The sequence below is a fragment of the Bradyrhizobium sp. USDA 3262 genome (genome assembly GCF_054060035.1).
On record NZ_JBSSCT010000001.1, the window covers coordinates 2,970,003 to 2,984,431 of the forward strand.

General features: G+C 58.3%; 12 protein-coding genes. 10 read left to right on the forward strand and 2 right to left on the reverse strand.

The features are described from left to right. Nucleotides 1-1,151: 1,151 nt before the first annotated feature. Together ACVWYP_RS13850 and ACVWYP_RS13855 are read right to left on the reverse strand one after the other, a co-directional pair. Nucleotides 1,152-1,586 carry a Fic family protein gene (locus tag ACVWYP_RS13850; RefSeq protein ID WP_253594817.1) on the reverse strand — a complete coding sequence of 145 codons (435 nt, stop codon included), beginning with the start codon at nt 1,584-1,586 and terminating at the stop codon, nt 1,152-1,154. Beyond that, complete coding sequence (locus ACVWYP_RS13855; RefSeq protein WP_304500464.1) at nt 1,498-1,899, reverse strand: hypothetical protein; 402 nt, start codon at nt 1,897-1,899, stop codon at nt 1,498-1,500. The genes ACVWYP_RS13850 and ACVWYP_RS13855 overlap by 89 nt, the downstream gene beginning before the upstream one ends. A 343-nt stretch (nt 1,900-2,242) precedes the next feature. Between ACVWYP_RS13855 and ACVWYP_RS13860 the strand changes: the two genes are divergently transcribed. From ACVWYP_RS13860 to ACVWYP_RS13905, 10 genes are all read left to right on the forward strand, one after another. Then, a complete protein-coding gene (locus ACVWYP_RS13860; protein WP_038380113.1) occupies nt 2,243-2,428 on the forward strand; it encodes a hypothetical protein in 186 nt (61 codons plus the stop codon). A 221-nt stretch (nt 2,429-2,649) separates the two neighbouring features. Continuing rightward, a complete protein-coding gene (locus tag ACVWYP_RS13865; RefSeq protein ID WP_244436099.1) occupies nt 2,650-3,213 on the forward strand; it encodes a GNAT family N-acetyltransferase in 564 nt (187 codons plus the stop codon). 1,374 nt (nt 3,214-4,587) lie between these two features. Further along, nucleotides 4,588-4,755 (forward strand): hypothetical protein, encoded by a 168-nt coding sequence (locus ACVWYP_RS13870; RefSeq protein ID WP_155258783.1) that lies wholly within the window; start codon nt 4,588-4,590, stop codon nt 4,753-4,755. A gap of 591 nt (nt 4,756-5,346) precedes the next feature. Continuing rightward, on the forward strand, nt 5,347-6,687 hold the full coding sequence (locus tag ACVWYP_RS13875; protein WP_016846346.1) for an NtaA/DmoA family FMN-dependent monooxygenase: 1,341 nt from the start codon (nt 5,347-5,349) through the stop codon (nt 6,685-6,687). 100 nt (nt 6,688-6,787) lie between these two features. Then, nucleotides 6,788-8,404: an ABC transporter substrate-binding protein gene (locus tag ACVWYP_RS13880; RefSeq protein ID WP_245163868.1), complete on the forward strand. Its 1,617-nt coding sequence runs from the start codon at nt 6,788-6,790 to the stop codon at nt 8,402-8,404. Between the two features lie 4 nt (nt 8,405-8,408). Further along, entirely contained in the window at nt 8,409-9,365 is a 957-nt protein-coding gene (locus ACVWYP_RS13885; protein ID WP_259239015.1) for an ABC transporter permease, read from the forward strand. Next, nucleotides 9,362-10,225, forward strand: coding sequence for an ABC transporter permease (locus ACVWYP_RS13890; RefSeq protein WP_016846349.1), 864 nt, complete (start codon nt 9,362-9,364; stop codon nt 10,223-10,225). Before ACVWYP_RS13885 ends, ACVWYP_RS13890 begins: the two co-directional genes overlap by 4 nt. Continuing rightward, nucleotides 10,226-11,938, forward strand: a complete 1,713-nt coding sequence (locus tag ACVWYP_RS13895) for a dipeptide ABC transporter ATP-binding protein (RefSeq protein WP_209943992.1) — start codon at nt 10,226-10,228, stop codon at nt 11,936-11,938. 856 nt (nt 11,939-12,794) lie between these two features. Beyond that, nucleotides 12,795-13,973 (forward strand): pentapeptide repeat-containing protein, encoded by a 1,179-nt coding sequence (locus ACVWYP_RS13900; protein WP_245163866.1) that lies wholly within the window; start codon nt 12,795-12,797, stop codon nt 13,971-13,973. Continuing rightward, complete coding sequence (locus ACVWYP_RS13905; protein WP_253592549.1) at nt 13,973-14,275, forward strand: pentapeptide repeat-containing protein; 303 nt, start codon at nt 13,973-13,975, stop codon at nt 14,273-14,275. Before ACVWYP_RS13900 ends, ACVWYP_RS13905 begins: the two co-directional genes overlap by 1 nt. The last annotated feature ends 154 nt before the right edge of the window (nt 14,276-14,429 follow it).

A 14,429-nucleotide genomic window follows, 5' to 3' on the forward strand; every position in this document is an offset into this window, starting at 1 on the left:
CGCCTCTTGCAGCCCCATTCAGGCATTGAACTGATCGCGGCAATCGTCAGCGAAAGATAGAGAAAGACGCCCAATGCGGCAGCGGGGGCGGACGGTCGTTGCACCTTCGCGTGCAATGTCGCGCTTGTGGCAACATCGGCGGGGGCGGAACAAGTTGCGCCTTCTTTCACACAGAAGTGCCGCCGCGCGGGCGGCTTTGTTTTTTATTCGACCTTATCGCGTCTCGGGCTTTCTGCGCCGTGACCATGTTAGCGAACGCCTGTTAATTGGCTACGCTGGCGTCTGGCTTCTGACAACTGCTGTTGGTCAAGGCTTCGCAATCTGCATGCGATTTGTCGTCAGGAGCACTATCAAATGAAGGTATTGTAGATCGCCTTTCTGAAAGCCGCGATGATGCGAGTGTTCGGACACTGGGTTAGGCGAAGCCCTTCAACTCGCCTGATAGTCGTTTTGCCCTGCATTCCTTGATCGCAGTGGCGAACGCATCTGCTGGCGCTTGCAGTGGGTTGGCTTATGCGGGGATGGCTTGTCGATCGGGTTGCGGCCCGGGTCTCACTGCGACAGGCGGCGGCGCGGCCGCGACGTTGCTGGCCCATCAGTAGAGCAGCACAGTGGGCCGGTGATAACGGGGCAGAATTCTCTTGGATCAAGATGTCCACGAAGCTATCGGGGAAGACAAGCTATCTGCCTGCGAACCAGTTTCGCGAAGCGCTCCGCACGGAGACAGCGTACCGTGATGCATATAGATTGCACCCGAAGCCAACTTCGCGACGACGCCCGGCGTCTTTATGTTGTCCCGCTGATCGCTTGCCCCGCAGGATGCTGTCGAACTCCCACATCAGCGATCAATGATCCCGCGCTCAGCGGCCATCCGGCGAGCGCCAGCTTCCAGATACAGACGCGCGGCGCGAATGCGCTTGGTCCTGTCCGGATCACTCTTGCTGAGCAGTCGCTCTAGCCGCACTCTCCGCCACGCTTCGACGCGGCGCAGTCGAAGCACCGTTGATGGCGGCTCAATGTGCCGGCCTACTGTCCTTGCGGCAACGTCTCACTCCCTCATTGGTTGTAAGGCTAGCCAAATTCATGCGCTCCGCCTAGCCGGTCACGATACGGTCTACGTCTCGCGACTGCCACTTCCAGACGTCCGCTTTTCAAGCACGGCCGCGAGAATGGTTTCTGCCCCCTGAAGGCGCGTTCAGGGTGGCCCAGGAACCCTCAAGCCACGGCGTGACGTCCGAGGTCGGTGGTCTCCAGCACGTTGTAGTCGGTCTTTCCCTCACGTCATATCTGAACGGACATGCTGTAGAAGCGCTGCGGAATTCCTTCCGGAGCCGCAAGCGACATGTCGGCAATGGCGCGCGCGATACGTTATTGCCGTCTTCACAGGGATGGATCGTCACGAACCACAGACGCGCGATTGCGGCCTTGATGAGCGGATCGATTTTCCCTTCGGTGTTGTACCAATCGAGAAAGGCAGTTATGTCGGTGTCGATCTTTTCAGCGATCGATGCTTCGTAGTGACGAGTTCTCGCCCGTGGTCGCCGTAGACGACCTGCATCGGTCCTGCTGAGGCATCGCGCGCACACCGCCGAAGGTCGTGAATGTGCTCTCGAGACCGGCAAACCAATGCTCCTGCCTCACGGCCCGGAACGCACGCACATGAAGCCGTCGCGAGTGGCCGAGCGTTGCCACGAACACGAATGCCTTGACTTTCGCCCCTCCGATATCGGCCAGGCGCTCCCCGAAGTCGATCTGCAGCTGTCGGCCCGGCGGGGTCTCAAACCGCGTCGTCGCCAGCACCTCCGCCTTCAGCACCTGGCGATAGGGTTGCACGGCGCGTTGCAGCGTTCGCCGGCTAACTGCCGCGCCTTTCTCGACCAAGAGGTCCTGGCGCACCACGTCGGCATTGCCGCGATGAACGAATGAGCCTCTCGCGCAGCCAACCCTCAAGACCGTCGAGACGCTTCGGCCGCTCAGGCGGCTTGAACGGCTTCACCCCGCCCCCCGCCACGTAGTCCTTCACCGTGTGATGGCTGCAGCCCAGCTGCCGCGCAATCCGCTTCAGACCCCCCCGCACGCTCTCAGGCGCAACATCTCCGCCACGTCATCCGGCGTCTTCATCACTTGCCCCCGTGGATCACTCCACGGCGAGCCTTCAGTGATTCGTTCCTGCTTCATTCACTCTCTCCTCAGCTATCCGAGGAGGGGGCAATTCCTCGTGACGCTGAGGGGGCAGTTTTCCATGGCGCGCGACAACGATGGCGCTGCGGCGCAGTCCGTAGTGCTGATGGATCAGGGCTTGTGGACGCTGGAAGATCTTGCCGCCACGACTTGCCGAAGGAGAGAAATCCATTGTCTTTCTTCTGGCCGGGAGGAGCAAAGCCGAGAGATCCTTTTCCTCAAGTATCATCAAGCGTTTCGTACTTGATCAATTGCCGCCACTTACCTCCGTACCGCGCTTCATACTTGTAGTCTTTCCGGACGAGTCAACGACTCCCGCCGTAACGCGAGCGGGAAACGGTATCTGAACCGGATCACGATTCGGGAGCCGAGCGGCGTGTTGTCCTGCGACGATGGCAGCGATATTCTTCGCTGCGCCCATGGTAGCGACCGAATCGATTGGACGAATGAGAGGGGATGAGGATAGACGTGAGCAAGCCTCGTTGGCGTCCGGCCAGCACGACCGACATTGCTGCGATCATCGCGATCGCAGAGCGCATCCATCCCGATCTTTTTGAGCGGCCTGACGTGTTTGCGGAGAAGATGCGGCTTTGTCCCGACGGCTGCCGCGTGCTCGTCGGGGATGAAGGGATAGTCGGCTACGGCCTTGCCCACCCCTGGAAGCAGTATCAGATTCCGCCGCTCGATTGCTTCCTAGCAAGCTTGCCCGACGATGCGGACTGCCTCTACGTGCACGACGTGGCCGTGTTGCCCTTCGCCCGCGGTGGTGTAGCGGCGGCCTATATCCGGACGCTCGAACAACTCGCACGCTCGTCGGGTGCAGTTCTAGCGTTGGTCTCGGTCTATGCCACGCGGCCGCTATGGGAACAGTTCGGCTTTCGGTCAGTCACGACGAATGCGGAATTGCGCGCAAAGTTAGCGTGCTACGGCGAGGCTGCGACCTATATGCTCTGGGATCTCGCTGCAGCGCAGTCTTCTCGCCCTCCCACGCCAATGACGCCATCAGAATCAGCTGATCAGGCACAGACCTAATCGTGTCGCGAGCAATCGCTTCGCGGACGGATTGTTCGAGTCTTCGAGGGTGGAAGATTTGTTCCTGTATTATGGCAGATAATCTTACGTTGTAAGCGTGCTGAGAAAGCCGCAACGCGTATGTGGGCCCACAAGGTAGAGTTGAATAACTTCGACCGCTGGCTCCAGGAAATCGACAGGATCACCGATAAGCAACGCGTTCTCTACGTTCACACGAAGTAGATAATATCCGACCCGCTGGGCCTGAACCTGGTCATCAGTGTACTGGCTCGGCAAAATTTTTCCGATGCGTCTGCCATCACCAAGGATTAAAGCATTATGGTGATCCAGGCAACGATACCTTGGCGGGCAGTGACCGCGGCGATTTGTGAGATTGTTTTGGCCCTACGCATTTCGTGAGTCCCTGTCGTTCAAGGACAATCAAGCAGCCGCCGCGGCCCTTCTTCGCAAATACCTGATCGAAGGCCGAAGCCAACGAAGCTACCGGGATTGGGGATCCCCGCGGCCGGGAATTCGTGGCAGACCCACTCGGTCGCGGAGGCGTGCATCCATCTTCGAGCCGTCCATCAGGATGAACTGGGTAAACTGGCCACGGCCGGCCAGCTTCAGAACGTCTCTACAGCCGCCATTAGGTTCGCGACGACGTCCAGCGCCTGCTCGCCGTCTTTGTCGTCGGCGACTCCGAAGGTCCACCTCCATTATCCTGTTGAGCGTCAGCAAGGCGTCGGCTTCGTCGCGGTCAGGGCCGCTTGTCCGCCAAGTAAACGATTTGCATGTGCCCTTCGTCCCACCATGCCGGCGGGGATGCTGCGATGCGAACGGGTGGACGCCCGGCCGGGAGCCGAGGCGAAAATGGGAGAAATACCGCTCGTTGTCTGATGGCGATGTCCAATCGCGAATTGCGCCCAGTGCGGCGCGTGCGCATCAAGTTCGATATGCGGGTTAACTGGCATCCCTGATCCCAAGACGGCAGAGATTGAGCCGCGCAGCCGACAGAAGCATCCACGGCAATATCAACTCTGACTTTCTGCACGGCGATGCAGCTCGCGATTAATGCTATCGTTGACCCGACGGACTGCACGAAGCTGCAATCTCGTTCGGGCTTTGCCGCTGGACGTCTTGCCGCCCATCTCAAACTGTAGCGCCATTCGCCTGCCGACGCTTCGTGCTGAATTGCAACGCCTCTGTGTTGCATAATTTCTTTCGACCTCACCACCGGCGTTTGCGCCGGTTCAGCACCGCGTCGGCCGAGTGCAGATTGAGGCTGATTCCTGAGGCAGCTGATCCAGCCCGCCAAGGAATGCGGCCTTCGGGGCGCGCGTGACCAAGTAGCAATCTCAGCTGCCAGGATTGTGTCACCGAGGAATCGAGAATTTGGAATATTTCATCGCATTATTGAATGATGGGCTCGGCTTCACCTCATTGGCTGGCCTTAACTTTCAAACGCGGCAGAAGCGGTTGATCAAAACTGTCGCGCCAAATGTCTTATGTGTCGTCGAACGCATCGATTTATTAGCTGCGAGCCGGGCGGTTGCCGCTTGAAGTCGCGGTAATCATGCATTGACGTTTCGGTGAACATGACCAGAGAGCAGTCTGGTTTAGCGATGGGAAGATCGACATCGAATAGAAGAGGATGCCAACCGAGGATGTAAGATTGAAATACTCAACTATTGCGTTTGGCTGCTCTCGACCTCTAGAGATCGAATAGCTTGAGCTCGCTCGGTCGGTCCAAGCGTTACGATCGCGAATGGGCGCGTCGACAGCACCGTCCTGAGAACGAAGCGAGCCTTTTGATGAATAGTGGAGAGCCGGTGTGAGTGCACTCGTGTGGAATCAAATCGGGAATGCAAACGAGCTGCACATAGTTGGGCGTCATTTGGCAACTATCGTGGTCGTAGGTCTTCTGGGGCGCGCCGGCTCGGAGAACATCGCAGGGCCTAGCCAAGGCCTCTTTGGTGATACCCGCCTGGCATCAATCGGCGCCCTATTATCAGCGCTCTCAAATAGGTTGCTCGGGGGCATTCAGGGCGGCCCTGCGCGAAAGGGCTGGGTGGCCGCCGAAATCGCAGGCGGAGATCGGCTTGTTTACAAAACCCTGCGAGCGGCTCAGAGGCCGTCGCATTCGGAGGTGTGATGTCTTCGGTCAACTCCATGCTTCACCTGGGTTTGAATCTTCATGGCGCTGGTGGGCACTCTGCCGCGTGGCGCTGGCCGGGCACAGATCCAGGCGCCTTTTTCGATATCGAGCACTACGTCCGGGCCGCGAAGCTTGCGGAGCACGGTCTGCTGGATGCCGTATTCCTCGCCGACACGCCCGCGATAAGTTCCGACATTACGCACGAGCCGCCGCTGAACGGGCTCGAGCCTACGTTGGTTCTCTCTGTGATTGCCCGCGAAACGGAGCGGATTGGGCTGATCGCGACCGCGTCGACAACCTACAATGAGCCATACAATCTCGCCCGGCGTTTTCAATCTCTCGATGTCATCAGCGGCGGCCGCGTCGCCTGGAACGCCGTCACGACCTCGAACTCGGCGACGGCTGCGAACTTTGGCGGTCATGAGATCGCACGAGCGGATCGGTACAGACGCGCCGAGGACTTCGTTGAAACCGTCCGTGCTCTCTGGCTGAGCTGGGGCGACGAGATGATCATCGCCGATCAGGCTGCGGGAGTTTACGCAGATCAAAGGCAATTCCGGCTACTCGACCCGGCTACGAATAGCTTCGGTATCCGAGGTCCACTTACGCATCCCGCTTCGTCGCAAGGTCATCCCGTCATCGTTCAGGCAGGCGGTTCGGAGCCCGGATTACGGCTTGGTGCCCGCAGTGCAGATGTCGTGTTTGCGGCAGCCGGGGACTTGGCAACGGCGCTGCAGGAGGCCGCGCGCCTGCGCGCGCTCTCTCGGCAATTCGGACGCTCCGCGGCTCCGCTCATCCTGCCAGGCCTGGTCACCTGCATCGGCGGAACCGAGGAAGAGGCGGCTCGTCGCAAAGAGCAGCTGGACGAGTTGCTCGATCTAGAGCGCGCCGTGGCCGCTCTTGCACGAAGCATGGGCGTGGCAGTCGAGAAGCTTAGCCTCGAAAGGACCATCCCGCAGGAGATTTTGCCCGATGCAGATAAGGTTCCGTTTTCTGTCGGCCACCATCGCACGATTGAAGTCCTCGCACGTCAAGGCCGGACGGTTCGCGAGATCATCAGTGCCGTTCAAGCGTTTGGGCATCGCCTGATCGTGGGCGCACCCGAGCAGATCGCGGATTCGATTGAGGCATGGTTCCGCGCCGGTGCGGTCGATGGTTTCAATATCATTCCGGACGTGCTGACGGATGGCACTCCGGCCTTTGTCGACAATGTGGTGCCCATCCTGCAGAAGCGCGGACTGTTTCGCAGAGAATATCGGGGGCAGACACTGCGGGAGCATTTCGGGATTTCGATTCCTTTCGAGCCGGCAAGAGCCACAGCTGGCTCACCGCTGTGACATTTCCTCAACACCAATGCTCCGGAGCCTGGATATGCTTTTACCGACTGCGCGACCCACGAGGCGCTTCACTGGCCAGTCGAGCCATCTAGCAAGAAAGATGGCGGTTACCCTTGCCATGCTCTCAGGCCTGTCTCAATGGGCACCCAGCGTTCGTGCTCAAGAAGGGGTAGCCGTGAAGCGGGGAGGCGTTATCCGTTATGGGCATTTTCAAGAGCCTGCCTGCCTGTTCGGCGGGTGGGTGCAGCAATGGTACCTGCAACGCCAATACAGCGACAATCTGGTTGCTCGCAGCGACGACGGCAAGATTGCGCCATGGTTGGCCGAGTCCTGGACCATCTCCGACGACAAAAAGGTGTACACATTCGAGATAAAGCCGAATGTGAAGTTCACGGACGGGACTGCTCTCGATGCGCAGGCCATCGCTGACAATATCAACGGGTGGCTCAGCAATGACCCCGATCTTCGCAATCCCACTGCTGCTCCCTATCTTAGCGACAGCTTCGAATCGGCAAAGGCAATCGCTCCTCAGAGGCTGCAGGTAACCTTGAAGACGCCGTTCCAGCCCTTGCTCAATGTGTTCGCCCAATCCTCACAAGGCATTCTGTCGCCATCCGCGCTCAAACGTGCACTTGCGGTGAATTGCGAGAATCCGGTCGGCTCGGGTCCTTTCATCGTCGACAAGTGGCGCCATGGGCGGGAAGTCACCTTCCGCCGCAATCCTGACTACAATTCGGCGCCGGCCACCGCGAAACACCAGGGCCCGGCTTACGTTGACGGAATAAGCTGGAAGTTTCTGCCAGATCAGACTGTCCGATACGGCTCGCTGATCACAGGCGAGACCGATGCCATATACGATATCCCGGCCATTGCATGGAAAGACGCTAATTCCCGCTTTGGAATATTGCGGCATATTACCGGCGGCACTCCTCTACGCCTTGCGTTGTATGCGGCCAGGCCTCCTTTTGACGACGTGCTCGTCCGCAAGGCTTTCGCTTATTCTACTGATCGAAAGGCCGCGGTTGACACATCCTTTCTTGGCTCTTTGCCATTTGAAGGCAACGGTGCGCTAAGTCAAAGCTCGCCGGAATACCTGCACGAGCTCGGGCGGGCGTATACGTACGATATTCGGCAAGCCAATCAGCTGCTTGATCGGGCGGGTTGGACTGAGCGCAACCGTAACGGCATCCGTGTCAAGAACGGCAATTCACTGACGGTGCGCATTTCCTATTCGAACGCTTTTCTGAAGCCCGATGGCGAGCAAGCCTTGCAAGTAATCCAGCAGCAGGCAAGGGTGGCCGGTTTTGACGTACGTCTTCAACCCACTAATCCCGCTGATTTCTTTGCCGGACGAAATCTCGGCCCCGACGATTATGAAATCGTGCTGCTCTATTGGGTTGCACCCGGCGCCGAGATCTTCCGGATTTCATGGAAGCCGGACCAGAATGGTGAACCCAATCGATTCAATCCGTCGCGCTTCCAGGATTCGGCGCTTTGGGAGGTGATCCAAAGGGCGGAGCAGGATTTTAGCAGCGCTGAACGTGCCGGTCTTTATCAGCAGGCGGAACGGAAGATCGTGGATGAGGCTCCTGTGATTGGCTTCACGGTGCTGGACGTGACTTTGGCCACCAGCCCCAATCTGAAAGACGTATGGCTGGACCACGGGTCGGTGGGCGAGCCCGTCTTCTATGACGCTCATTTTGATGAAAGGAAATGAGGCCGTGAAGCTCGTAGCCAAAAATCCGCTTGTTTGGTTCGCGCGCCGCATACTCTCCGGCGTGGTTGTCGTGTGGGCTGCAGCAACGTTTGCGTTCCTCATGCAGTGTTTGCTGCCAGGCGATCGCGCGCAGATCATCATCAATGTACGGAGTGGTAACGTTGGGCCGGCGCCTCCGGCAGAGCTCGCAGCTGTCAATGCGCAATATGGATTTGATCAACCGCTCGTGGTTCAGTATGCGAAATACATATGGCTAATCCTGCACGGAGATCTTGGTGAATCATACCAGCAGCATCGACCCGTCGTAGGAATCATCGCAGAGCAGATTGGTCCGACTATTGTTCTGGCGATCGCCGCGCTGCTGACGGCATGGGCTATTGCCATCTTGGCCACCCTGTTGATCGCCGGCAGAGACAACATATGGTCGAAGCTGCTCAGCGGCGCGCAAATCTTCCTGGCAACCGTACCGCCTTACTGGCTAGCTACAATTCTGCTCGTCGTCTTTGCGGTGAACTTGCGGATCTTTCCCGTTGTTGGGGAAAGTACTGCCATGGGACTCGTTCTCCCAACCCTTGCGCTGGCTCTCGAACTGTCGGGCTTTTTCGGACAAGTCGTTCTGAACGAGTTCACGCGCGTGCTCGAGCAGCCCTTCGTTACGTCCGCGCGAGCTCGAGGTATGAGTGATTTCGGCGTCAGACTTCACCATGTCCTGCGTCATGCCGCATTGCCCGGCATTACGTTGTCAGGTTGGGCTCTTGGCAAGCTTCTGTCGGGGGCGATCTTGATAGAGATCGTTTTCGCCCGCCAAGGCCTGGGTGGAGTTCTCGTCGCAGCGACGTCCTCGCGGGACGTTCCGATTGTCTCGGGAGCTGTTTTGATCTCGGCGGGCCTATTCGTTCTTCTTAGTGTGATTGTCGATCTAGCTTACCGGATGCTCGATCCGAGGATGAAGCTGACATGAGCAGGTTCGCGGAAGTCACGGTGTCTCAGCCGCTCAGAGAAGTCTTGGAATTCATCTGCAATGTTCCCTTCCGGGTTGCTGCCTCGCTTGCCATCATTGGCTTCTTTGTCCTCGCGGCCATCGCGCCAAAGGTGCTGCAGACGCACGACCCACTCGCTATCGATTTGAGCTCGTCATTGCAGTCGCCTTCGACCGTCCATTGGTTGGGTACAGATCAATTGGGCCGGGATCTCTACTCCCGTGTGCTGGAGGGGGCTGGCCAATCGCTTGCCATCGGACTTGGTGCGACCGCGCTGAGCATATCCGTTGCACTCATTCTCGGCGTCGCAGCCGCACTTTTCGCTGGCGTGGTCGACAGCATTCTCACCCGGATTTTCGACGTGCTCTTCGCAATTCCCACGCTCTTGCTCGCCCTGGTGTTCGTCACCGTCTTTGGGCCGTCGGTGCTGACTGAGGTCATAGCCGTCGGAATCGCCACGGCGCCAGGCTATGCGCGCATGATCAGGGGCCAGATGCTTTCTATCAAGGGTACCGGGTACGTGGAGGCAGCCAAGGCGCTCGGACATCCGTTTCCCCGTATCGCCTGGAGGCATATTCTTCCGAACACGATGAACCCCCTGACAGCTATGATGACAATCGGCGTCGGTCAGGCGATTATCTGGGCGTCGGGGCTAGCCTTTCTAGGTCTTGGCGTTGCTCCCCCGGCCCCTGAATGGGGCGCGCTGCTCAATGCCGGGCGCAACTATGTGATCTATTCCTGGTGGCTTGAGGTCATACCCGGACTGGCCGTGACGATCTTTGCCCTTAGCCTCACCATTGTCGGAGGCCACCTGCAGGACCGTCTGGAAGGAAAGGCTTGAATGTTGCAGGCTCCTCCCAGGCCGGTCTCGCAGCAGGCAGACCTCCTCACGGTCGATTCGCTTCGTGTCTCCTTCGGGCGCGACATCGCCACGAAAGTGGTCGTGCGCAATGTATCTTTCTCCTTACAACCGGGGCGGTGCCTTGCGATCGTCGGTGAGTCCGGCTCAGGAAAGAGCGTGACCGCGCGGGCTCTCATAGGCCTAGCCGGTCGCCACGCCAGGGTCCATGCACGCCAACTGAGCTTCGATGGGACGGACCTGATCGGCCTTAACGATCGTGGCTGGCGGCGCATTCGCGGCAGCGGGATTGGCTTCGTACTACAGGATGCACTCGTTTCGTTGGACCCGCTTCGCCGGATCGGCAAAGAGATTGGCGAGGGCTTACGCCTGCATGGTGCCGTATCATCACGCCAGGAACTCGCACAGCGCGTGATTGCTCTCCTCAAGCTCGTCGGCATCCCTGAGCCCGAGATCAAGGCTCAGCAACTGCCGCATCAATTGTCCGGCGGTCAGCGCCAACGGGCTCTCATCGCTGGAGCACTTGCGCTCGAGCCACGCGTCCTCATCGCCGATGAGCCGACCACCGCTCTAGACGTGACAGCGCAAGCTCAGGTGCTGGCACTGCTCGAGGAAACCAAAACCCGGGGTAAAGCTCTGATCCTGATCAGTCATGATCTGGCGGTGGTCTCCCGCGTGGCGGATGAGGTCCTCGTTATGCGTCAAGGCGAGGTCGTCGAACGCGGTACCGCCGCTCAGATATTTGCAGATCCACGACATTCCTATACTCGTCAGCTGCTGGATGCCGTGCCATCAGGCCGGCCGCGCGGCTCACGCCTCTCACCATCGACCATTGGCGGACGAACGCACCCACCCGTGCAATTGCTGCCGAGATCTCGTCCCATCGTGCTCGAAGCCACAAGCCTCGTGAAGCGGTTCAGCGGCCCGGATGGCGCTTTACGGGCGGCCGTCGACGGTGTCTCCTTCGAATTGCGATCCGGCGAGACATTGGGCATCGTGGGTGAGTCCGGGTCGGGAAAGTCCACGATGGCGCGCATGGTCCTGGCCCTCGAGGAACCCGACGAGGGCGCCGTTCAGTTTGAAGGAAAGGCTTGGACCAAGCTTGCCGAACGTGAACGGCGGGCTCGCCGACGGTCGATATCGATCATTTACCAGGATCCGCTTGGCTCGTTTGATCCACGTTGGACGGTCGGCGGCATCTTATCCGATAGCCTTTCGAGCAACGTCGAGACGTCGACCAAGCGTCAGGAGCGCGTCATCGAGCTGCTCGATCTAGTCGGATTATCCCAGAGCCTGCTCGACCGGCGACCGATCGAGCTCTCGGGCGGTCAGCGCCAGCGCGTCGCGATCGCCCGCGCGATTGCACCAAATCCTGCCGTGATCGTCTGCGATGAGCCGGTTTCGGCGCTAGACGTCTCGATCCAGGCCCAAGTCCTGGACTTGCTCGGCGATCTGAAGGCTCACCTCGGCATGAGTCATCTCTTCATCTCCCATGATCTCGGCGTTGTTCGTCATATCAGCGATCGCGTCATCGTGATGCGCCATGGGAGAATTGTCGACTGTGGCGATACTGAAGAGATATTTCTCAATCCACTATCTGAATATACTAGGAGCCTTATCGCCGCCATGCCCCGTCTTGTGCGCGGTCCTGAGATAAGTCGTTCGTCAACGATTCTCGAAAGAGGCATCGCGTGAATGCTGCCGAATTCGACCTTCTGGATCATAAATAGCCGATCTTCGATCGCCGAAGTATTACCATTTTGCGCGCCAGTTTGGTCACGATTGCGCGCTCGTTCATCGCTCCGCCGGCACAGTGTGTGGTACGCGGTGGGTCGGCCGGCGCACGGAGCTGGCCAGTCGCGCTCGTACACTCCCTGTTCGCGAATCGACGGTTGGAACGTGCCGAATCCCTTGACTATGTGCCCCTTCTCGGCCATCGCGCGTCTCGCGAGCGAGCTCGGAACTTGGTTTTTTCGATATCCTTGCGAACCTGGTGCGATCCCCGACAAGAGACGGCTTTTGTCGGGTTCAAAACACTTGGCGTCGATTCGATGATCTCGATTTCATCGCATTTATTCAGCCCCTTATTACAGCTGATCGGCTGGCACGGTCATTGCTCAGGTAATTCCGAGTACGGCGCTACATAAGCGATCACTTTCGGCCCCAAGCCGTGGCTTCATTTTGAGAAAGAAGCAAGAACGAGAACTTCGCGCATTCGGTTGACGGATGCATTTGCCGGGAGAGAGCCGTATCAAGCCAAATCGCGTCTTTGGGCATATTTGCATAGTCGTTGAGCTTGCGTCGTTGACGTTGGCGGGCCCGGTGAATCATCGCAACAAGCAGTGGTGGAGGGGCCATGGCACATTCTGTCGACGCGCGCACCACCGCGGCTGCGAAGGCCCGCCGCACAATTGCTGCGTCATCGACCCATCGATTCGCGGTTTGGCAGACCCCGGTGTGACAATCGCTTAAGCTTACCCGCACTTGCCGAGTGACAAGAGCTTCACAACGAGAAGCCGACTCGCAATCCGGGCAATATGGAATCGTCGACATGTCGCAAACGATCGACGCTAACATCGAGTGCAGCGCAAATGAAGAATCAGAGAACTGGGCCGGGCCGATAAAAAACGTTTCATCCGATGGAGAATTTGTTCGATACTGGAGCCGAGCTTCTGATCGGCCGCGCGCAGTGGCGGCCGTTGCGAGGCGAACTGAGGAGGCTATCAGAAGAACGGGGATTGGCCTGCAGCTATCCTCCGAGAACTTCAGTGGTCTCGACCTATCCGATTTCCCGTTGCGGCGCTGCACCCTCAATCGCGCGCAACTCTACGGAGCAACGTTAGATCGGGCAGACCTTTCAGGGGCGAACCTTATCTGTCCCGGGCTAGAGAGAGCAAGCTTCCGTGGCGCCAAGCTCGATTGTGCGTATATGCACGCGATTGCAGCACAAGTCTGCAACTTCGATGATGCCAGTCTGCGCAATGTAGTTGATGCGACCGGCAGTCTGTTTCACGGTTGCAGCATGAAAAGAACGCGTTTTGATAACGCGATGCTCAGTGGACTTCTCGCCTATCAATGCGACGCGAGTTACGCTGTATTCGATGGGGCGGAACTGCAAGGCTCGACTATTAATGAGTGCTTCCTTTCTTCCGCTTCTTTTCGCTTTGCCAAATTGAGCCAGGTCACGATCACGAAGACGTATCTTGCGGCTTGCTCGTTTTTTCAGTCAAAGGGTGACTGCTTATCGATCGTGCGTCCCACGTCGGTCGACGGCCTTGTCCTGGAAGGCGCTCATCTTCCGTATCTGAGACTCTCAAAGGTGAGCGGCCGGATTACGGCGAGAGCACTGAGCGCCCCATTTGCTGATCTGCATCTGTCAAATCTTTCCAGGATGGAGCTTGAACAGGCAGAATTGACCGATGCACGGCTCCTGTCCGTAAACTTGTCCGACGCGAACCTCGTCGGTGCCGTGTTGAACGGTGCATCTATTCGTTCCTGCCAGCTCGATGGAGCGGACCTGTCCCGGGCATCAGGCGAAAGCATTTCGATAATAGAAAGCACCATGCGAGCCGCCAAGTTTGTGGGCTTTCGTGGCCGCTGTGCGTTTATGCGCGACTGCGATCTTGAGAATGCAGACCTATCTCAGGCTTACCTCTACAGGTCGATACTTACCGGTGACCCCCGCAATCAATGGCATTGGATCGCGCAAATCTCGAAGGATCCAATCTAGTGCAGGCATATCTCGCGGCGGGAATGACCGGCAGTAACCTCGAGGCTGCGCGCTTGGCATACATTCGCATGAATCAATCTTCCTTGCGCGACGCGAACTTGAGTGGAATATCCCCCTTTCAGGCAAGCTTCGTAAAGGTCGATTTTTCGGGCGCAACGATAACCACATTCGAGCCGCCGTTCTTTGCAGATAGATGTCCGGGACTACAGGCCGCTCTGAAGGATGGTCCGCCGCGCGAGCCGGAAACCTATCTGGCTGAGTTGTCGTCGTTGATGAGACGTGGTCGAGCTGGATCGACCTGATTGTTTCAGAGGGCGCGAAATGAAGACCTGGGAAATACAATGTCAGGCAGACTAGGTCGATTGGGACCGAGCCCCTTTGTGAGGTGAGACATGAAACTCTCGTCGATGTTAGCTGACCGTGCGCGGTCGATGCGGCGCTCAGGCCAAGTCTTCC